This window comes from Caenispirillum salinarum AK4 (assembly GCF_000315795.1).
Lineage (GTDB): Bacteria > Pseudomonadota > Alphaproteobacteria > Rhodospirillales > Rhodospirillaceae > Caenispirillum > Caenispirillum salinarum.
In genome coordinates, this window is sequence record NZ_ANHY01000015.1 from 39120 (window position 1) to 59134 (window position 20015).

General features: G+C 68.3%; 22 protein-coding genes. 7 read left to right on the forward strand and 15 right to left on the reverse strand.

Translation table 11 applies throughout. The annotated features are described in order from the left end of the window. Window positions 1-2: 2 nt before the first annotated feature. Both arsJ and C882_RS14815 read left to right on the forward strand, forming a co-directional pair. Entirely contained in the window at window positions 3-1259 is a 1257-nt protein-coding gene (gene arsJ, locus C882_RS14810; RefSeq protein WP_009541446.1) for an organoarsenical effux MFS transporter ArsJ, read from the forward strand. A 64-nt stretch (window positions 1260-1323) separates the two neighbouring features. Further along, entirely contained in the window at window positions 1324-2115 is a 792-nt protein-coding gene (locus C882_RS14815) for an SDR family NAD(P)-dependent oxidoreductase (protein WP_009541447.1), read from the forward strand. Between the two features lie 170 nt (window positions 2116-2285). On the opposite strand, the gene C882_RS14820 is transcribed toward C882_RS14815, so the two are convergent. From C882_RS14820 to C882_RS14830, 3 genes are read right to left on the reverse strand one after another with little or no spacing between them, the layout of a single operon-like run. Then, a complete protein-coding gene (locus tag C882_RS14820; protein WP_009541448.1) occupies window positions 2286-2741 on the reverse strand; it encodes a TadE/TadG family type IV pilus assembly protein in 456 nt (151 codons plus the stop codon). Then, entirely contained in the window at window positions 2725-3216 is a 492-nt protein-coding gene (locus C882_RS14825) for a TadE/TadG family type IV pilus assembly protein (RefSeq protein ID WP_009541449.1), read from the reverse strand. Before C882_RS14825 ends, C882_RS14820 begins: the two co-directional genes overlap by 17 nt. Window positions 3217-3227: 11 nt before the next feature. Continuing rightward, a complete protein-coding gene (locus C882_RS14830) occupies window positions 3228-4526 on the reverse strand; it encodes a Tad domain-containing protein (protein WP_009541450.1) in 1299 nt (432 codons plus the stop codon). Between the two features lie 208 nt (window positions 4527-4734). Here C882_RS14830 and greB point away from each other — a divergent pair, with 208 nt between their 5' ends. Further along, window positions 4735-5301, forward strand: coding sequence for a transcription elongation factor GreB (gene greB / locus C882_RS14835; RefSeq protein WP_009541451.1), 567 nt, complete (start codon window positions 4735-4737; stop codon window positions 5299-5301). Window positions 5302-5500: 199 nt separating this feature from the next. Here the strand turns inward: greB and C882_RS14840 are convergent, their stop codons facing one another. The 10 genes from C882_RS14840 to C882_RS14885 form a co-directional block, all read right to left on the reverse strand. Next, window positions 5501-5893, reverse strand: a complete 393-nt coding sequence (locus tag C882_RS14840; RefSeq protein ID WP_009541452.1) for a DUF4174 domain-containing protein — start codon at window positions 5891-5893, stop codon at window positions 5501-5503. Window positions 5894-5906: 13 nt separating this feature from the next. After that, a complete protein-coding gene (locus C882_RS14845) occupies window positions 5907-6701 on the reverse strand; it encodes a M48 family metallopeptidase (protein WP_009541453.1) in 795 nt (264 codons plus the stop codon). Between the two features lie 158 nt (window positions 6702-6859). Next, entirely contained in the window at window positions 6860-7771 is a 912-nt protein-coding gene (locus C882_RS14850) for a 2-dehydro-3-deoxygalactonokinase (RefSeq protein ID WP_009541454.1), read from the reverse strand. A gap of 1 nt (window position 7772) precedes the next feature. Further along, entirely contained in the window at window positions 7773-8408 is a 636-nt protein-coding gene (locus C882_RS14855) for a 2-dehydro-3-deoxy-6-phosphogalactonate aldolase (protein ID WP_009541455.1), read from the reverse strand. 97 nt (window positions 8409-8505) lie between these two features. Further along, a complete protein-coding gene (locus C882_RS14860) occupies window positions 8506-10674 on the reverse strand; it encodes a dihydroxy-acid dehydratase domain-containing protein (RefSeq protein ID WP_009541456.1) in 2169 nt (722 codons plus the stop codon). After that, window positions 10668-11816, reverse strand: a complete 1149-nt coding sequence (gene dgoD / locus C882_RS14865) for a galactonate dehydratase (RefSeq protein WP_009541457.1) — start codon at window positions 11814-11816, stop codon at window positions 10668-10670. Before dgoD ends, C882_RS14860 begins: the two co-directional genes overlap by 7 nt. Window positions 11817-11827: 11 nt before the next feature. Further along, complete coding sequence (locus tag C882_RS14870) at window positions 11828-13156, reverse strand: TRAP transporter large permease (RefSeq protein ID WP_009541458.1); 1329 nt, start codon at window positions 13154-13156, stop codon at window positions 11828-11830. A gap of 4 nt (window positions 13157-13160) precedes the next feature. Then, window positions 13161-13841, reverse strand: a complete 681-nt coding sequence (locus C882_RS14875) for a TRAP transporter small permease subunit (RefSeq protein WP_009541459.1) — start codon at window positions 13839-13841, stop codon at window positions 13161-13163. A gap of 124 nt (window positions 13842-13965) precedes the next feature. Continuing rightward, window positions 13966-15021, reverse strand: a complete 1056-nt coding sequence (locus C882_RS14880) for a TRAP transporter substrate-binding protein (RefSeq protein ID WP_009541460.1) — start codon at window positions 15019-15021, stop codon at window positions 13966-13968. A gap of 35 nt (window positions 15022-15056) precedes the next feature. Then, a complete protein-coding gene (locus tag C882_RS14885) occupies window positions 15057-15884 on the reverse strand; it encodes a FadR/GntR family transcriptional regulator (RefSeq protein WP_152415355.1) in 828 nt (275 codons plus the stop codon). Window positions 15885-16049: 165 nt separating this feature from the next. Here C882_RS14885 and C882_RS14890 point away from each other — a divergent pair, with 165 nt between their 5' ends. Continuing rightward, window positions 16050-16970, forward strand: coding sequence for a sugar kinase (locus C882_RS14890; protein ID WP_009541462.1), 921 nt, complete (start codon window positions 16050-16052; stop codon window positions 16968-16970). Window positions 16971-16972: 2 nt separating this feature from the next. On the opposite strand, the gene C882_RS14895 is transcribed toward C882_RS14890, so the two are convergent. Both C882_RS14895 and pspF read right to left on the reverse strand, forming a co-directional pair. Then, complete coding sequence (locus tag C882_RS14895) at window positions 16973-17452, reverse strand: DUF427 domain-containing protein (protein ID WP_009541463.1); 480 nt, start codon at window positions 17450-17452, stop codon at window positions 16973-16975. A gap of 58 nt (window positions 17453-17510) precedes the next feature. Next, window positions 17511-18548 carry a phage shock protein operon transcriptional activator gene (gene pspF, locus C882_RS14900; RefSeq protein WP_009541464.1) on the reverse strand — a complete coding sequence of 346 codons (1038 nt, stop codon included), beginning with the start codon at window positions 18546-18548 and terminating at the stop codon, window positions 17511-17513. A 143-nt stretch (window positions 18549-18691) separates the two neighbouring features. On the opposite strand from pspF, the gene pspA reads away from it, so the two are divergent. Genes pspA through C882_RS14915 form a run of 3 tightly spaced genes read left to right on the forward strand, consistent with a single transcriptional unit; the run spans window position 18692 to window position 19990 of the window. Then, window positions 18692-19369 carry a phage shock protein PspA gene (pspA, locus tag C882_RS14905; RefSeq protein ID WP_009541465.1) on the forward strand — a complete coding sequence of 226 codons (678 nt, stop codon included), beginning with the start codon at window positions 18692-18694 and terminating at the stop codon, window positions 19367-19369. 1 nt (window position 19370) lies between these two features. Beyond that, window positions 19371-19598: an envelope stress response membrane protein PspB gene (pspB, locus tag C882_RS14910; RefSeq protein ID WP_009541466.1), complete on the forward strand. Its 228-nt coding sequence runs from the start codon at window positions 19371-19373 to the stop codon at window positions 19596-19598. Further along, window positions 19595-19990, forward strand: coding sequence for a PspC domain-containing protein (locus tag C882_RS14915; RefSeq protein WP_043645836.1), 396 nt, complete (start codon window positions 19595-19597; stop codon window positions 19988-19990). The genes pspB and C882_RS14915 overlap by 4 nt, the downstream gene beginning before the upstream one ends. Window positions 19991-20015 lie beyond the last annotated feature (25 nt).

A 20015-nucleotide genomic window follows, 5' to 3' on the forward strand; every position in this document is an offset into this window, starting at 1 on the left:
CCATGGCGAACGTGCGCGACTACGCCGCCGTCACGGCCGCCTATTGGGCCTTCACGCTGACCGACGGCGCCCTGCGGATGCTGGTGCTGCTGCACTTCCATCGGCTGGGGTTCTCGCCGGTGGAACTGGCGTTCCTGTTCCTGCTGTACGAGGGCATGGGCATCCTCACCAACTTCTTCGGCGGTTGGATCGGCGCCCGCTTCGGCCTGCGGCTGACGCTGTTCGCCGGGCTCGCGGTTCAGATCGGGGCGCTGCTCATGCTGTCCGCCATGGACCCGGCGTGGACCATGGCGCTGTCCGTCGCCTACGTGATGACGGCGCAGGCGCTGTCGGGCGTGGCGAAGGACCTGACCAAGATGTCCTCCAAATCCGCCGTCAAGCTGGTGGTGAAGGAGGATGCGGCCGGCGGCGGCGGGCAGGGTCTGCTGTTCCGCTGGGTGGCCCTGCTGACGGGGTCCAAGAACGCGCTGAAGGGGCTGGGGTTCTTCCTGGGCGGCCTGCTGCTGGAGGTGCTGGGGTTTGCGCCGGCGCTCTGGGTGATGGCCGGGATGCTGGCGCTGGTGCTGGCCGCCAGCCTGCTGCGGCTGAAGGCGGACATGGGCAAGGCCAAAAGCCCCATCAGGGGCCGCGAGCTGTTCTCCAAGACGCGCGAGATCAACCTTCTGTCCATCGCCCGCATCTTCCTGTTCGCCAGCCGCGACGTGTGGTTCGTGGTCGGCGTGCCGATCTTCCTCTATTCGCAGTTGGAGTGGGATTTCGACGCGGTCGGCGCCTTCATGGCTGTCTGGGTGATCGGCTACGGCATCGTGCAGGCGAGCGTGCCGAAGCTTCTGCGGTCGACCACCAACGCCGCCACGGGTGCGCGCGCCGCACGGGTCTGGGCGGTGGTGCTGGCGCTGATCCCCGCCGCCATCGCGGCTGCCATGACGCCGGGCGCGCTGGGCCTGACGGGGACCGACAGCGCGGCGGTGCTCATCGGCGGGCTGCTGGTGTTCGGGGCGGTGTTCGCGGTCAATTCGTCGGTCCACAGCTACCTGATCGTGGCCTATTCGGACGCCGACAAGGTCGCCCTGAACGTCGGCTTCTACTACATGGCGAACGCCGTCGGCCGGCTGGGGGGCACGCTGGCCTCGGGCGTCCTCTACCAGCTTGCCGGACTGACGGCGACGCTGTGGGCGAGCGCGGCGATGCTGGCGGTCTGCGTATTGGTGACGCTGGCCCTGCCGACCCTTGCGGCGGAGCCCGAACGGGCCGGTTGAGGCGCCGCCGCCCGGCTGTCATGGTGATGGGCTCTGTTCCTTCTCCACCTCGGGAGCCCGCGCCATGACGCCCGCCATGCCCTTCCGCGACGACCTGTTTTCCGGCGCCAACGTCCTGGTCACCGGTGCCGGACGGGGCATCGGGGCTGCGGTGGCGCGCATGTTCCTGGCGACGGGGGCAGAGGTGCTGGCGCATGTGGGCCGCACCGATGCCCATGCGGCGGAGTGGCGCGAGACCCTGCCGCTCAGCCAGGCCGGCCGCCTGACCACCGTCACCGCCGACTTGGCGGAGGAAACAGGTGTCGAGACCCTCGCCGCTGCCACGCGCGAGGCCTTTCCCGGCGGACTGACGGTGCTGGTCAACAACGCCGGCACCATGCTGGGTCGCGTGCCCTCGAAGGAGGTGGATGCCGGCCACTATCACCGTGTGGTGGACCTGAACGCCCGGTCGGTGGTGCTGCTGTGTTCGGCGCTGGAGGACCTGCTGGCGACCGGCGACGGCGGCGCGATCGTCAACACGGTCTCCATCTCCGCCCGCACCGGCGGCAGCCCCGGATCGTCGCTCTATTCCGCCGCAAAGGCGTTCGTGGCGACGCATACCCGCAGCCTCGCGAAGGAACTGGCGCCGCGCGGCATCCGGGTCAACGCGGTCTCGCCGGGCACCATCGACACCGATTTCCACCAGCGGTATTCAAGCGCCGAGAAACTGGCGGCGACCGCCAAGGCCATCCCGCTCGGCCGCCTGGGGACGCCCGAGGACTGCGCGCCGGCCTACCTGTTCCTCGCCTCGGACGCGCTCAGCGGCTACATCACCGGGCAGGTGCTGGAGATCAACGGCGGGCAGTTCATGGGGTGAGATTTCTAAACACCAAGACACCAAGACACCAAGAAAGCGCGCGAAGGCGCGCCATCATTAATCTGGTTCACGCATCGGCCGGGTTTGATGACCAGGAATCGAGGGAGCGCGAGGGAGCCCGTGGCTCCCTCGCATTCACTTCCGGCGCAGCCGGAAAGCTCTCCGTACCCTCAATTGTTCTCGATGACCGGCATGGTGCCGCGCGCGGCCATCTGCCATTCCATGCCGCCCGCACCCAGGAAGGCGACCGGGCGGAAGGTGTAGGTCAGCGTCACGTTGACGGTGGTCACGCCCGCTGCATCCGGTCCCTGGCGGGCGACCGCGACCAGAAGGTCCGCTTCCTTGAGGCCGACCCCCATGGGCAGGGCGGCGGTGCGCACCTGCTCGGCGGTGGCGGTGGGGCGGACTGAGGCCCAGCGCGAGGCCTCGTCGGCCACCAGTTGCAGCGTGTTGAAGTTCCACATGGCGCGGCCCAGTTCGATCAGGGCATAGAGCATGAGGAAGAACGGCGGCAGCAGCAGCGCGAACTCGATAGCGGCGCCGCCGTCGCGGTCGCGCCGGATGCAGCGGGGATGCAGGCGCGCCAGGAAACGGCCGCGCCGGGGCGGGTCAGTTGACGCGCACACGGGCCACTCCATCGGCATCGATCAGGGTCGCGAGGTCCAGGAACCCGAGCGGGGTCTGGACCGGCTGTGTGACGGACACGGTCACGTAGGTCGCCGGGAAGGTGCCGTCGGCGCACCATGATCCCGCGGCCACCACGGTGCCGCCGCATTCCAGCGTGGTGCCGACGGCCACCGCCGCGCCCGTGGCGTCGGGCAGGGCGCCGGTGGTGGTGGCGGTGATGGCGGCGGTGTCCATGTAGTCGATGATCGCCCGCTGCGCCCCGGCCCGCGCCGCGCTTTCCAGTGTGGTGCGGTGCTGGTAGGCCATGCCCAGGTCGACGAAGGTCACCAGCATGAGCAGCAGCATCGGCGCGGTCAGCGCCATCTCCACCGCGCCGGCCCCGCCCGTATCCGCCAGCATGCGCCGCGCCGGCCCGAGCACGCGGGCGGCGACGGTTGCGAATGCGGACGTCAGACGGGCGGGGCGGGCGGTCATCGGGTCCTCCGTTACTGGATCAGCGTGACCTTGTAGGCCGAGATCTTTTTCAGGTCGCGGGTGGGGCAGGTGTTCACCACCGCCGAATTGCCCGAAAACGACACCTGCAGGGCCGCCAGGTTCATGCAGCCGTTGGTGCTGTCGCCGGTGCCGACCACGTTCACCTTCTGCGACGGGAAGTAGACCACGCCTTCCAGGTTCAGCGAACCGGTGCCGTTCAGGGTGTTGGAGATGGTCGAGCCATTCTTGGTCGACGGTGCGTCGGGGTCCTGGAACAGAACGATGTCCTCCCAGGTGCCCGAGGTGGGCGCGCGCAGGTCCACCTCCGCTCCGCCGTTGATGTGGACGGTGGCGTAGTCGGTGCCCTGCCCGGTGAAGATCAGCGTCACGTCGTCGCCGGTGATCACCGCGCCCGAGTTGGCGGAAAACTCGCCGCCGTCGAAGATGTAGGTGCCGGGGGTGAAGTCGACCGTGCCCTTGACGTCTAGACCGCCGCACAGGGTCATGGTGCCGTCGGCCCCGGCATCCAGGACGACGGAGTCCGAGGGCGCGACCTTCAGGTTGTTGGTCTCGCAGGCGCCCGGCGGCGGGGCGTCAAGGTGTTCATAGGGGTCCTTGACCGGCTGCCGGCCGGTCAGCGGCGGGCTGTCCGTCCATGTGGTGGTGGGACTGCCGTTGATCTCGATCCCGCCCGTGACGCTGGCGGTCGTGGCTTCGATGGTGGCCGAGCCGCCGAGATACAGCGCGCTGCCGCTGATGCTGTTGACCGCGACGCCGCAGGTCATGAGCATGCTGCCGTTGCCCGTGACCTCCACCGTGTTCGGATTGTTGCGGTCCAGGCCCAGCACGCAGTATTCCCCCACCTCGGCCATGGTGGCGCGGGCCGAGACGGTGACGCTGGCGTCGGTTTCGCCCATCACCTGGGCGTAGAAGAGGGGCAGGGGCTGGGTCAGCACCACCTCGACGGCGCCGGGATCGCCTGCGCCCGTGCCCGAGGCCGGGGCTCCGACGGTGATCGTGCCGTTGACCGAGTCGAAGCCGTTGGACGCGGCGTCGGCGGTGGCGGCGGCCTCGGCGTCCAGCCCGTCGAATTGGGCGAAGGCCCCGGACAGGGCGGCGGCGTCGGCGGCGGTCTGGAGGTTGCGGCGCTCCCAGTACCAGGCGCCCACGTCCACGGCCAGGAAACCCATCCCCGCCAGCACCGGAAAGGCCAACCCCACCATGATCGCGACCGAGCCCTGCCGGTCGCCGGGCAGGGACCGGATGCGGCGGATAAGCGCGGCCAGGTTCTTCGGGACGCGGCGGGACATGACCCTGATCCTCGTTCTGCGGACGGACTGCCTTTCCCGGTTTCCGGGCGCTACCCATAATGGCCGGGCAAAGGCAACCAGCCTATGACGTACGTCATAGCAGATCATTCTTAAGATTCGCTTGAGGCGGGCGACTCGGCTGCGTTGACAGAGGGGCGTCCGGCCCGCTAACCCGGTGCTTTGCAGCCGCTAGAGGACACCTTCCGCCATGGCATCCGACGACCGCCTTCCCGCCGCCGCCGAGGATGCGGACGACGACGAGGACGAAAGCGCCGACTCCGGCCCGCGTCCGCCCGGCGGCAAGTTCTACATGACGCCCGAGGGCCACGCCGCCCTGAAAGGGGAACTGGACCACCTGTGGAAAACCCGCCGGCCCGAGGTGGTGAAGGTGGTGGAATGGGCGGCGTCCCTGGGCGACCGCTCGGAGAACGCCGACTACAAGGAAGGCAAGCGCCTGCTGCGCCAGATCGACAAGCGGGTGCGCTTCCTGCGCAAGCGCCTGGACAACGCGCTGGTGGTGGACCCCTCGCAGCAACCCAACCGCCACAAGGTCTTCTTCGGCGCCACCGTCACCTATGTGAACAGCCGCGACGAGGAACTGCGGGTGAAGATCGTCGGCGTCGACGAGGCCGACATGAACGAGGGCAAGATCAGCTGGCTCTCGCCCATCGCCCGCGCTTTGTTGAAGGCGGAGGTGGGCGACGAGGTCGACGTCCGCACCCCGCGCGGGGTAGACACGCTGGAGGTGCTGGCGATCGAGTATCCGGAGGGGTAGCGGGGCGCTATTGCCAGGAGTGCGGCAGGGCGGCAGAAACCGTATGTGGATCCCTGCTTTCGCAGGGGTGACAGGAATTTTCCTTAACCTTCAGACATTTAGAAACCGTCTTTCCTGCGAAAGCAGGGGTCCACCAACGGTGCTGGCAATTCTGCGCTTCGGCGGCGAGCATCCACCATTTCGTCAGGTCCTTCGCGCGTCAGCCCCCGTCCCGCTGCCGCTTTTCCTCGGCCCCCATGGGCATGGAGTCGATCAGGGCCTTGATGTCGGAGACGGCCAGCGGATCGTCGCTGGTCTTCTTCACGGTGCCGTCCTTGCCGATGATGACGATACGAAAGGCATCCGCCGGCACATCGAAGCGCTCACGCATGGAATCGGGGTCCAGCCGCGCGCCGGATGCCCCGTCGCCGAGGGCCTTCACGGCGCCGGGACCGCCGACGATGAAGATGTAGACGTCGCGCTCCCTAAGCGCCTGTTCCTCGGCCATCAGCAGGTCGATCTGGCGGGTCAGGCGGGGGTCGTGCTCGTCGGGGCCGAACAGGACGATGAGGCGGTACTTGCCCTCATAGGGTTCGGTGAAGGATTGCTCCATATCGGCCTCCCGCTCAGGTGTTGGCGCGGTAGATGTCCAGCGCCTGCGGCATCATCTGCTGAAGCTGGTCGATGCGCTGCTGCGGGGCCGGGTGGGTGGACAGGAACGTCGGCGGCTGGCCGCCCTGCTGCGCCATGCGCTGCCACAGTTCCACCGCCGCGCGCGGGTCGTAGCCGGCCCGCGCCATCATGTTGAGCCCCAGCCGGTCGGCCTCCAGTTCCTGGTTGCGGGAATAGGGCATGGTGAGGCCGTATTGCGCGCCGGCCCCCAGCAGGGCGGCCGCCGTCTGCGGATCGATGCCGGCGACGCCCGCCGCAGCGCTGGCAATCTGGACGCCGGCCGACGTGGCGGCCTGGGTGTTGACGCGCTCGGCGGCGTGGTTTTCCTCGTTGTGGGCGATCTCGTGCGCGATGACGGCGGCCAGTTGCGCCTCGTTCCGGGCCATGCGGAACATGCCCTCGTAGACGCCGATCTTGCCGCTGGGCAGGGCGAAGGCGTTGGCCTCGTCGCCCTGGAAAACGACCACCTCCCAAGCTTGCGGGTTCATGCCGCCGGCCTGCAGCAGGCGGGCGGACACCTGCTGGGCGGCGCGCTGGTAGGTCTGGTTGTTGGAGACCGGGGTCTCGGAGCGGATCTGCGCCCAGGTCTGCTGGCCCATCTGCTGGACCTGTTCCTCGGGCACCAGATTGATGCCGAGGCCGGTGCCGTCGCCGGCGCAGGCCGTCAGAAGTCCGCCGCAGGTGATGACCACCGCCGCCGCGCGGGCGGGGCGCGTCCGGGTAAGCCGCGTCAGCACGGAACCGCTCATGCCGTTTCCCCTTGGACTGGTAAAACCGTTGTCCGCCGAACGCCGCCGGAGAGGCCGCCGTTGCGGCATAGGGTCGCGACCGCGACCCCGCGCCGGTCAGGCGCGTGAGGCTCCGTACCGCGGGAACGGGCCCACCGGCGCAGCGGCGCCGGTGGGACTCAGGGTCGCTGGCGGATGACGTCGATGCAGCCGCGCACGGTGGCGTCGGCGGCGGGAACCCATTGCTTGGCGCGGCCGAAGGCGCGGGCCGCGGCCTCATAGGGGCGGCGCAGCGGTTCCGCGCCGATCAGGGGGACCGGGTCGGCGGACGGGGCCATCTCGGCGGCGGCACGGAACTCCTCGCCGATGAGAAGGCCGGACAGGTACGACGGCACGGCCTCCGGCCCCAGGTCGCGGTAGAGGCGCCGGCCGCGCGCGGTGAACAGGCGGTTGAGCAGCCCGCCCGGCTGGCGCGCCGCCTCCAGCCCCTTCAGGAAGGCCGCCTCGTCCCACGGCGCGGAGGCGGGGACGCCCTGGCCGAGGATGGTGGCGTCGAGGGCGGCGCGGTACATCTCGCCGGTCATGAAGGTGTGGAAGTCGGTGATGCGCCCGTCCTCCACCGTCGCCCATTTGCTGTGGGTTCCGGGCAGGCAGAGGATGCCGTCGCGGCGGTCGAGCAGCGCCAGCGCGCCGAAAATCTGCACCTCCTCGCCGCGCATGACGTCCACACGGTCGGGGTCGGCGGTGTCGACGCGGCAGCCGGGAATGATCCAGGCGTCGGGCAGGCCCGGCGCGGCGACCACCTGCGCGGCCAGGTCGGCGGCGGAGACGGGCAGGGGCGGTTGCGGGGCGAACAGCCATCCCGTCGGCGCGCCCACCATGCCGGCCATGTAGACGGGCGGCGGGTCCGGGCGCTCCCGCCAGCGCGACAGCATGGCGTGGCAGTAGGCGGGATACTCCGCCGCCGCCACATCCTTCATGCCCCGGCCGGAGGGGATTTCGCCCAGCCGCTCCGCCGTGTCCAGGTCCACCAGCCACGCCCGGAAGGACGTGGTGCCCCAGTCGACGACGATGGCCTGCCGCGCGCCCACGTCAGCGGCCCCGCAGGCGGCGGAACTCGGTCACCAGCGCCCGGGCGGTTTCGCCCACATCGGCGGCCGGCCTGCCGGGCTTGTAGAGGTTGGTGCCGTAGCCGAAGCCGTCCGCACCCGTCCTGTGGAACGCCTCCATGGTCTCCAGGCCAATGCCGCCGACGGGCAGCAGCCGGGTGCCCTGGGGCAGCACGGCGCGGATGTCCTTCAGGTAGTCCGGCCCCATGCGCGAGGCGGGGAAAATCTTCAGGCCCCGCGCGCCCCGCCGCACGGCCTGCAAAGCCTCCGTCGGCGTCAGGCAGCCGATGAGCGGGTAGAGCCCGGCGGACACGGCGGCGTCGATGACGTCGGCGTCGGTGTTGGGCGTGACCATGAGCTTGGCGCCCGTGTCGGCCAGCCGCCGCACCTGGGAGGGCTCCAGCACCGTGCCGGCGCCCGTCAGCACGTGGGGCGGGCAGTGCTTCGCCAGTTTCCCGATGCTGGTGAAGGCGTCCGGCGAGTTCAGCGGCACCTCCAGAAAGCGGAAGCCCGCGTCCACCAGGGCGTCGGCGACGGGAATGATTTCGTCGGTGGTGATGTGGCGCAGCACCGCCACCAGGGGCATGCCGTCGAAGGCTGTATCGAATGCATCGGTCATGTCGAATCCTTATCACCCTCCAGTTTCAAGAAACTGAGGGGTTTGGGGAGCTGTGCTCCCCAAGCCGGGGTTCCGGGGGCGGCTGCCCCTGGAATGGTTACCGCCACGCCGCCGTCGCCCGCCGGTCCACGGCCGCCGGCACCACCCCGTGGGAGGCGTCGGAGACGTGCTCCATCAGGTTGCAGGCGGCGATGTCCAGGCGGCGGTGATCCATGCGCTTCATGCGCTCGGCGTGCAGTTCGGCGCGGCCCTCGTCCTGCGTCGGGTCGATGACCACCTCCCGGTTTTCCAGGAAGGCGGCGCGGTCCAGCAGGTCGATGCGGCGATCGGTCAGCTTCACGCGCAGGATGTCGCCGTTGCGCAGATACCCGATGCCGCCGCCCTCGAAGGCTTCCGGCGTGGTGTGGCCGATGCAGGCCCCCTTGGTCACGCCCGAGTACCGCCCGTCGGTCATGAGGATCGATGATGCCTCCAGCACGCGGTGGTGGCGCAGGTTCTGGCTGGGGGAGAACATCTCCGGCATGCCGTAGGCCTGCGGCCCCTGGCCGGCGATGATGAAGGCGAACGACAGCAGGTGCTTTTCCAAAAGGCCCCGGAAGTTCTCCAGGTCCGGTTCCTCGCCGCCGCCGTTGCGCTTGACGACGGCCCGGATGAGGGCGTCGTCGACGCCTTCCGTCGCCCTCAGGCGGTTGAGCAGGTCGCGGGCGGCGAAGTCGCCGTTGCAGACGTGTTCGTTCTCGTAGTAGCGCACCACGAAAATGTGGTCGTCGAAGCCGGCGTACTGGTCGTCGGACATGCCCGAGACCTTGACCACGCAGGTATCGAAGAAGCTGCCGCGCAGCACCTCCACCCCCGACATCTTGCGCACCGGCAGGGTGCGGATGACGGCCCGGTCGCCAAGGGCGGGGTCCACCGGCGTCTCCAGGTTTTCCGTGCGCGCGCGCCAGGTGCCGGAGACGGTGACGGCGTCCAGGTCCATGGGCACCTTAAGGTCCGACAGCACGCGGTAGAGGCTCTCCATCCCCCGGTGCTGCCCGGCCATGAACTGCTGGGCCAGCACGAAGGTATCGCGGTTTTCCGTCAGCGAATGGGCGAAGACCTCCGGCACCGGCGTGTTGTCGCGAATCTCGGCGTAGTCGTCGATGGTCACGTCAAAGCCCGCGTGGCGCATGATGCAGGGCAGGTGCAGGAGCATGTTGGACGACGAACCGGTGGCGTTGTGGATGCGCACCACGTTGGCGAAGTTGGCCTTCACCAGATTGCAGACGCTGTATTCGGGCTTGTTGAGGATGCCGAACAGGCAATCCATGCCCTGGCCCACGGCATCGTCGGCGGGCACGCCGGTCAGAAGCTCCAGCTCCGGTGGGGTCAGGCCGAAGGCGGCCAGCATGGTGCGCGAGGAGTTGCCCGTGCCGTTGAAGGCGCAGATGCCGCCGTGGCTGTCGCAGGTGTGTTCCGCCAGTTCGTTGAGGATGCGGCGTTCGGTGTCGGGGTCGATCAGCTCCAGGTTCTTGGCACGCTTGAGCTGCCCGGCGAAGGCTTCGTCGCTGGAACACTGGAGGATGTATTCAAGGTTCCCCTCGATATCCTCGCCCAATTCGCGGTGGCCGTGCTCGCGGGCCTTGGCGGCGATGGTCTCCAGCTCCTTGCGGGTGCCGTCGGGAATCTTGCCGCCCTTCAGCACGTGCTCCGGCGCGAAGACCGCCCACACCGGCGCCTGATCGCCGCGATGCCGGCGTGCGACCTCAGCCGCCGCGAGGCCCGAGAGGATGGCGCTCGGGCTCTTGTCGCAGCCGGCGAGCACATAGGCCGCGTGGTAGCTGTGGCCCTCGAAGTTGATGTTGACGGCGCGCGCGGTGTCGTTGCGGGACGCCAGCGAATAGCTTTGGCCGATGTTGTTCTGGGCCGTGCCGTCGCAGATGACGGGGACGGAGAACGTGAACGGCACCCCGCCGCGCTGCCAGATGGCGGCGGCGGCCATCAGCGTGTGCGCCCGGTCCAGCAGGTGCGCCGGATGGTCGGGCGAGCCGGCGATGATGGCGACGCGCGGCCGGTTGGTCACCAGCCGGTGCACGACTTCCTTCACCGTCACGCCGCCGCCCAGGTCGGCCAGCTTGCTGGAGGGGTGCAACTCCTTCCGCGCATCCTCCAGCAACCTGACGACGGTGATGGGCTCGTTCGCCAGCCCCTGGATGCAGTCGCGGTAGGGGTTGGCCTTTTCGTCGATGGTGATGGGCGTGTTGTCGCCCGTGCCTGGGTCTACCATTCCGCGATGCTCCCGTCTTCATGGCGCCAGAGCGGATTGCGCCAGCGGTGGCCTTCTGCCGCACGCTCGATGACGAAGTCCTCGTTGATCTCCACCCCCAGGCCCGGCTTGGTCAGAAGGGGCGTGTAGCCGTCGGTGATGGTCAGCGGGCTCGGGTCCGTCAGGTAGTCGAGCACGTCGTTGCCCTGGTTGTAGTGGATGCCCATGCTCTGTTCCTGAATGAACGCGTTGTGCGAGATGAAATCCAGGTGCAGGGAGGCCGCCAGTGTCAACGGCCCCAGCGGGCAGTGCGGCGCGAGCGCCACGTCGAAGGTTTCCGCCAGCGTGGCGATCTTGCGCGCCTCCGTCAGTCCGCCGCAGTGGGAGATGTCGGGCTGGACGATGTCCACGCAGCGGTCTTCCAGGATGGGGCGGAAGTCGTAGCGGCTGTGCAGGCGTTCACCGGTGGCGATGGGATAGCCCAGGCCGGCGGTCAGCGCGGGCAGGGCGTGCAGGTGCTCGGGCAGCACGGGTTCTTCCACGAACAGGGGGTGGAAGGGCTCCAGTTCGCGCAAGAGCGCCTTGGCCATGGGGCGGTGGACGCGGCCGTGGAAATCGATGGCGATGCCAACATCCGGCCCGACCGCGTCCCGCGCCTCGGCCACGCGGGCGACGGCGTCGTCGACCTTGGCGTGGCTGTCGACGATTTGCAGTTCCGGCGTGCCGTTCATCTTGAAGGCGGTGAAGCCCTTGGCGATGACCTCCTTCGCCTGGCGGCCGACGTCGTGGGGGCGGTCGCCGCCGATCCAGCAGTACATGCGCATCTTCTCGCGCACGGCTCCGCCCAGCAGTTCATGCACGGGCACGCCCAGCGCCTTGCCCTTGATGTCCCACAGGGCCTGGTCGATGCCCGCGATGGCGGACATGAGGATCGGCCCGCCGCGATAGAAACCGCCGCGATAAAGGCTCTGCCAGATGTCCTCGATGCGGCGCGGGTCGCGGCCGATCAGGGTGTCGGAAAACTCCTCCACGGCGGCCTGCACGGTGTGGGCGCGGCCCTCCACCACCGGCTCGCCCCAGCCCGACACGCCTTCGTCGGTCTCGATCTTGAGGAACAGCCAGCGGGGCGGGACCAGCCATGTCTTGAGTGCTGTTATCTTCATGACAAGGCTCCTCAGTCCACCATCCACATGGCGATCTCGGGATAGAACAGGATCGCCGCCAGCACGATCAGCTGCATGGCGATGAAGGGCAGCACCGCCGTGTAGATGTGCTGGAGCGTGATCGAGGTCGGCGCCACGCCCTTCAGGTAGAAGGCGGCCGGACCGAACGGCGGGCTCAGGAAGCTCACCTGCATGTTCACGGCGAACAGGATGCCGAACCAGATGGGGTCGTAGCCCAGCTTCACCACGATGGGCACGAAGATGGGCAGGGCCAGCATGGCGATGCCGATCCAGTCCAGGAACAGGCCCAGCACCAGCAGGATCGCCATCATCACCATGATGATGACCACCGCAGGCGCGTCGATGCCCAGAATGGAGTTGGAGACGAACGTGTTGCCGCCCATCAGGTTGTAGACGCCCACCAGCGCCGCCGCCCCGATGCCGATCCAGATGATCATGCCGCAGGTGTTGATGGTCTGAACGACGGACTTCTGCAACAGGCCCAGCGTCAGCTCGCGGCGGATGATGGTCGCACCCAGCACGCCCACCACGCCCATGGCCGCGGCTTCGGTGACGGACGCGATGCCGCCGTAGATGGTGCCCAGCACCATGAAGGCGATGGCGGCCGGCAGGATGATGGCGCGAATGGCCTTCAGCTTCTCGTGCAGCGGCATGTGCGCTTCTTCCGCCGACAGCGGCGGGCCCAGCGACGGGTTGCGGACGCAGCGGATGAGCACGTAGGTCACGTAGCACAGCATCAGGATCACCGCCGGGGTGATGGCGGCGGTGAACAGGTCGGCGATGGAGACAGACGCGATCAGGCCATAGATAATCAGCACGATGGACGGCGGCATCATGGTGCCCAGCGCACCGCCGGCGCAGACAACGCCGATGGAGATGTTGCGGTCATAGCCCAGCCGCAGCATCTGGGGCAGCGCCAGGATGCCCAGCAGCACGATCTCGCCGCCGATGATGCCCGACATGGCGGCCAGGAAGAACGCCACCACCAGCGTCTGCACGCCGACGCCGCCGGGCACGCGGCCGGCCAGCATTCTCATGCCGTTGAACAGGTCGCGCGCCAGCCCTGATCGGTCCAGCAGGCTCGCCATGAAGACGAACATGGGCACGGCGACCAGCGAATATTCCGTAATGAACCCGTAGACGCGGCTGGTGACCAGCGGCAGGGCGTTGGGTCCGAACCAGCCGAACGTGAAGAACAGGGCCACCAGGCCCGTGACGAAGGCGAGCGGCAGGCCCGTCAGCAGCAAAAGGAAGATGCTGCCGACCAGGACGTAGGTGCCCCACTCGATGCCCATGGCGGACAGGCCGAGGTTCCACATGGCGTCAACCCTCCTTGCCCAGCGTGGTGGAGGCCGGGCCGGGGCCGCCGCCCTTGCCCTTGCCGCCGCCGTGATCGTCGTCGTAGCCCTTGCCGCGGAAGGCCTTGACCAGGTGGAGGATGGTCTGCACCAGCATCACGGCGACGGAAATCAGGATGATCGTCTTGGTGAAGGCGGGGAACGGCGGGTTCCACGAGGTGCCGGAGCGTTCAAGCTGAATGACGCCCAGGGGCGAGTGGGTGGACTTGTAGAACATGATCCACGCGGCATAGGTCATGCCCGACAGGAACACGAAGGTGATGATGGAGTTCACCACGTCCAGCCATCGTCTGGCCTTGGGCCCGACCCAGTCATAGATCAGGCGCACGCGGATGTGCTTGTCGCGGGCCAGCGCAATGGGCCCGCCCAGCGCGAAGATGACCGAGATCAGGAACACGGTCGTCTCGTGCACCCAGGACGTCGGGTTGTTGAAGGCATAGCGCATCACGACTTCGTAGACGCTGATGACGGCGCCGACGAAGACCAGCCAGGCGAACACCTTGGCGGATTCCGCCACGGCGAAATCCAGCACGGTGCGGATGTGGCCTTCCTGGCCGCTGCGGTCCACGGGCTGCTGTCCGGCATCGGTGTCGGACAGTTCCTCGTAGGCCTCCGGGTCCGTGGGACGGGATGTGTTGTTTGTCATGGCGGGGACCCCTCGGCCGCCGCCGGACGCTGGGGCGGCCGGCGGGACTGGATCGTTCATCGATAGAAGAAAATGCGGGCGGCGGACGGCTTGGAACTGTGCCGCCCGCCGCGCCGGACGCGGGTTACATCAGGTTGCGCGCCTTGAGGAATTCGGTGACCGAGTCATAGACCTTCTGGGTCATCTCGTTCTTCTCGGCCCAGTTCTTCCATTCCTCCTGGGCGATGTTGCGGAACTTCTTCCGCTCCTCCGCCGGCAGGTCGATGATCTCGATCTCCGGGTCCTGGCGGGCTTCCTGCACGGCCTGGATGTCGTTCTTCTTCAACTCGAAGACCATGTTGTAGGCCATGTCGTCGGTGGCCACTTCCAACATCTTCTTGATGTCGTCGGGCAGGCCGTCCCAGATCTGCTTGTTGATGGACACCGCGACCATGGGCAGGCTGTGGAAGCCCGGGTAGTTGGGATACTGCGCGAACTCGTGCAGACCCTGCGCCTGGTTGGTGGCGAACACCGTGTAGTCGGCGGCGTCGATGACGCCCTTTTCAAGCGCGGTGTAGACCTCGGACCCCGGCAGGTTCACGGGCGCGGCGCCGGCCTTGGAGAAGATGTCATAGACCATGCCCTCCGGGGCCCGCAGCTTCAGGCCCTTCAGGTCCTCGACCGAGCGGATGGGCTTGGAGGAGGGGAAGGATTCCAGGCCGGTCGCGGCGGCGCCGATCAGGTGCACGCCATAGGGCTGGACCAGTTCGTTGTACAACTGCTCGCCGCCGCCGTGCTTCATGTACTCCAGGAACTCCAGCGGGTCGCCCCAGGCGCCCACCAGGTTGCCCAGCATGGAGAACGCCGGATTCTGGCCCGAGAAATAGCTCGGGTCGGTCAGGTGGCCCTGCAGGATGTTGGCGCCGACCGCTTCCAGCGTCTGGTTGTGGGGCACGACGGCGCCGGTGGGGAGGATCTCGATGGCGACCCGGCCGCCGGACATGGTCTCGATGTTGTCCGCCCACTGCTGCTTGAGCTTGAACTGCGGTTCGCCGGCGGTCTCGGACGTCTGGAACGTCCAGTTGTATTCGGCCGCCAGCGCATCCTGTGTGGCGACGGTCGACAGGCCGAGGGCGACCGTGGCGGCGACGGCCACGCCGGCGACCTGTTTGGCTGCACGGGTGATGGAGAGATGAACCATGTGTGCTTCCTCCTGGAGTCCTTGCCTTCCTGGCGTCAGGCTCGGCGATGGGGCGACGCCTTCTTGGGGGCGTCGTCCGGGGCGTGAGCGTTCGGCGCGGGCCCCGGCCCGGCATCCGGGTCGGGTGTGATGCCCAGGTCGAACGCGGTGCGCGCCATGACCCTGCGGGCGGCCTCCTCGGCGTCCTCGGGTCGGCGCAAACGGATGCATTCCATCAGGTGACGGTGGCGGCCCAGGCTGTCGCGCAATTCCTCCGCCGTTTCGTTGGAGGTGCGCACGACCAGCGTGATGGACGGCCGCAGGATGTGGGCCAGTTGCGCCCACACCAGATTGTGCGTGGCGCGGTAGATGGCGGCGTGAAAGGCCACATCGTGGTCGGAGAAGGCGCTGCGGTCCCATTCCTCGCCCGCCTCGGCCCCCTCAAGTGCGGCTTCCATGCCCTGGAAGGCCTCTTCCATCGCCAGCAGGTCGCGGGCGGTGGCCTTGCGCGCGGCCAGGGCGGCGATGGTGGGTTCGGTGGCATGGCGGAACTCGAAGATTTCCGCCAGGAAGTTGGGGTTGGGCTGGGCGTATTCGGCCATCCAGCGGGTGACCATGGGGTCCAGCAGGTTCCACTCCCGGAACTCCTCGACCACCGTGCCCTTTCCCGAAATGCGTCGGACGATGCCCAGCGACGACAGGATCTGAAGGCCGTTGCGCACGCTGGGGCGGCTCATGCCGAAGGCGTCGCACAGCTCGGTTTCCTTGGGCAGCATCTCGCCCGGGCGGTAGCGTCCCGAGAACAGGCCGGCGGCCAGTTCCTCGGCCACCCGGTTCCCCAGGTCGCGGGAGGCGTTGGTGCTGTGCGAAGCCGCCGGGGACATCACGGTGCGCCTTTCCAGTTCGTGGGAACTATACTAGGCTATGTCAGACATAGGGTTCAACAAAGTCTTACCTTGCAGCGCAAAAGTCAGTTTTGCAGCGCGGCAAGACGGGCGTAACGCTTTCCCCAGCGTCAACGTATCAGCGGCGGATAAGGATCGAGACCCATGCAGGACGGACCGATCGTAAGCCTCGGCGAGGGGCTGATGGAGCTGAACCAGACCCGCGGGTCCGACCAGTCGTACATGCCGGGATTCGGCGGCGACACGTCCAACACGGCCGTCGCGGCTGCCCGCCAGGGCTCGAAGGCGGCCTTCATCAGCGCGGTGGGGGCGGACACCTTCGGCGACGACATGCTCGCCATGTGGCGGCGCGAGGGCGTGGACACGACCCATGTGCGGCAGGTGGCCGACGCGCCGACGGGCATCTACTTCGTCTCGCATGGGGAAGAGGGGCACCGCTTCGCCTACTACCGCGCGGGCTCGGCCGCCAGCCGCATGACGCCCGCCGATTTGCCGCTGGATGCCATTCGCTCGGCGGGCATCTTCCATTGCTCGGCCATCAGCCAGGCGATCAGTGCCTCGGCCTGCGACTCGGTGTTCGCGGCGCTGGAGGCAGCACGCGAGGCCGGCGTCGCCACCTCCTACGATACCAACCTGCGGCTGAAGCTGTGGCCGCTGGCGCGCGCCCGCGCCATCATCGCCGGCACCGTCCCCTATGCCGACATCCTGCTGCCGGGACTGGACGACGCCCGCCTGCTGACCGGACTGGACGATGCCGACGCAGTGGTCGACCTCTACCTGGAACAGGGCGTGAAGGTCATCGCGCTGACCATGGGGCACGAGGGCGTGCTGGTGGCCACGCCCGACGCCCGCCGGCGCATCCCGCCGCACAGGGTCGAGGCGGTGGACGCAACGGGGGCGGGCGACGCCTTCGACGGCTGCTTCCTGGCGCGGCTCCAGCTTGGCGACGATCCCTTCGCGGCGGCGGAATACGCCAACACGGCCGCGGCGCTGTCAACGACGGGGTACGGAGCGGTGGCGCCCATTCCCCGTGCCGAGGACGTGCGAAAGGCGATGCCGGCCTGATCTCACCAGCCCCAGGTGCCGGGGCCGCCCTTGAAAGGTCCCTCGATCGCGCTGGAGATCCACCCGCCGTAGAAGCTGCCGTCCTGCGGCATGGCCTTTTCGTCGCCGACGTAGCAGGCGTCCACCAGGTCGGGATAGAACGCCAGGCAGTCGGCGATGGGGTAGTAGGGTGCGGCCGGCTCGGGGTAGGACCAGGCGGCGCGCTCGGCCACTGCGTTGCCGACGCGGATGGTCCAGTAGGTCGCACGTCCCTTGAATTCGCAGAAGGAGCGGGGGCCCGGCGCGGCCTCCAGCAGGTCCAGGCGCACGTCGTCGGGCGGGATGTAGTAGACCGGCGGGTGGCTGGTCTCCAGCAGGCGGAAGCCGCGCAGCGTGTCGGCGACGGTCTCGCCGGCGAAGACGACCCGCAGGCGGCTGGACGTGGGCTCCAGGCGCGGCGGGCGCGGGTAGTCCCAGACGGATTCGCGTGGACGGTCGGTCATGGCGCGGCTCTCCCTCGGCTTGCGGCAGAGGGGCATACGGGTGCGTCGGGGCCGCGGATCAAGCCCCATGCTTCTTCAGAAGCCTTCGGAAGCGGTGGTAGTCCAGGCCCAGGCGCCCCGCGGCCTCCTTCTGGTTGAAGCGCGCCTCCTCCAGCGCCCGGGTCAGCAGGCCGCGGGCGTGAGCGTCGACGGCGGCATCGAAATCGTCCGGCAGGGCCGGCGACGGTGCAGGCGGCGGGGCGTCTACCGGCTCCGCCCCCTCCGCTTCCTCCGTCGGGCGCGGCTCCGGCCGGGGATGGCCGACGAAGGGGTCGACCGTCACCGACTCCAGCGGCGTGTCCGTGTCCGGCGCCAGCGCCACCGAGCGCTCCACCGCGTTGCGCAACTCGCGGACGTTGCCCGGCCAGGGATGGGCCAGAAGCTGGTCCATGGCCGCATCCGAGAAGCCGGCGAACAGCGGCCGGCCCAGGTCGCGCGTCATGGACAGGGCGAAGTGCTCGGCCAGCAGGGGAATGTCGTCGCGCCGCGCGCGCAGGGGCGGCAGGGTGAGCACGGCGAAGGCGAGGCGGTCCAGCAGGTCGGCGCGGAAGTCACCCGCCGCCGCCATGGTCGGCAGGTCTGCGTTGGTGGCGGCGACCAGGCGCACGTCCACCTGCACCGTGGCGCTGGAGCCGACGCGCTCGAACGTGCCGTATTCCACCGCACGCAGGATCTTCTCCTGCACGGACAGGGGCGCGGTGCCGATTTCGTCCAGGAACAACGTGCCGCCGTCGGCGGCCTCGAACCGGCCCATGCGGCGGCGGGTGGCGCCGGTGAAGGCGCCGGCCTCGTGGCCGAACAGTTCGGCGTCCAGCAGGCTTTCGGGCAGGGCGGCGCAGTTGACCTTGACGAAGGGCTGGTCCCAGCGGCGCGACAGGTAGTGCAGCCGGGCGGCGATCAGCTCCTTACCGGTGCCGCGCTCCCCCAGGAGCACCACCGGCCGGTCGATGGGCGCCAGACGGCTGACCGTCTCCAGCATCTCAAGGAAGACGCGGGACTCTCCCAGCAAGGGTGGCGGGCCCGGTGTGGTGGCGTTATCCGCTTCATAATAGTCCATGCCGCCAATCTATGGCGAAAAACGCCACGGCGCAATCCGCCTTTTCCAGCGGGAAGCGGCGGAAAACCGCCGTCCTGCGGTTTGGCACGCTCCTTGAAGAGAACGGTGCGAAACCAAGCACAACGCCTGTCGGAGAGACCATCATGGGTATTTTTTCGCGCCTCAGCGACATCGTGAACTCCAACATCAACAGCATGCTGGAGCGCGCCAAGGACCCGGAGAAGATCATCCGCCTCATCATCCAGGAGATGGAAGACACCCTGGTGGAGGTCCGCTCCAGTTCGGTCCGCTACATCGCCGAGAAGAAGGACCTGGAACGCCGCATCGCCCGGCTTGAGGACGAGCACGCCGAGTGGGCCGAGAAGGCCGAGCTGGCCCTGCGCAAGGACCGCGAGGATCTGGCGCGCGGCGCTCTCGCCGCCAAGGCCAAGGCTGCCGAAGCCATCAAGGCGCTCAAGCAGGAACTGGTCAACATCGACGACGCGCTGGCCCGCCAGTCCGAGGATCTGGCCCGCCTGCAGGACAAGCTGGCCGACGCCAAGGCCCGCGAGCAGGCGCTCAAGACCCGTCACTCGGTGGCGTCCAACCGCCTGAAGATGCGCAGCCAGATCCACGACGACCGCATGGGCGACGCCTTCCGCCGCTTCGAGCAGGTCGAGCGCGACCTGGACGAGATGGAAGGCAAGGTCGAGAGCTACGATCTCGGCCGCAAGCAGCAGAAAAGCCTGGCCGACGAGTTCGCCGACCTGGAGACCAACGACGCGGTTGAGGACGAACTCGCCCGCCTGAAGGCGAAGGTGAAGTCCGGCGGCGAGGGCTGACATGGAATTCGTCGTCTTCGTCCTGGGCTTCCTGGCCCTCGCGATCGTCGCGCCCATCGCCATCATCGGCCACTACGTGACGCGCTGGCGGTCCATCCGCACCCTCTCGACCGAAGAGGAGCGGACCCTGACGGACCTGCTGGCGTCCACCGACCGGATGCGGGAGCGCATCACCAACCTGGAAAAGGTCCTCGATGCCGAGGCCCCCGGCTGGAGGAATGACGCATGAGGTATGACCGAACCATGGACGGCAGCCGCCCCTTCCGCCTGTACCGCGACCGGCGCGAAGCCTGGATCGCCGGCATCGCGGCGGGCATGGCGGACTACGCCGGGATCGACGTGCGCGTCGTCCGCGTGGCCTGGGTGCTGGCGCTGATCTTCTTCACGCCGCCGGCCATCCTGGCCTATCTGGTGATGATCTTCGTCATCCCGTCCAAACCCGACGACTTGTACGAGTCCGAGGAACAGCACGACCTGCGCCGCAAGGTCCACCTGAGCCCCGGCGACGCCCTGCGCGAGGCCCGGGCCCGCATGCGCGAGGCCGAGGATCGCCTGGGCCGCATGGAGACCGCCGTGCTGTCCGAGGAATTCCGCCTGCGACGGAAATTCCGCGACCTGTAAACCTTCCTTAACCGAGCGGTGTTAC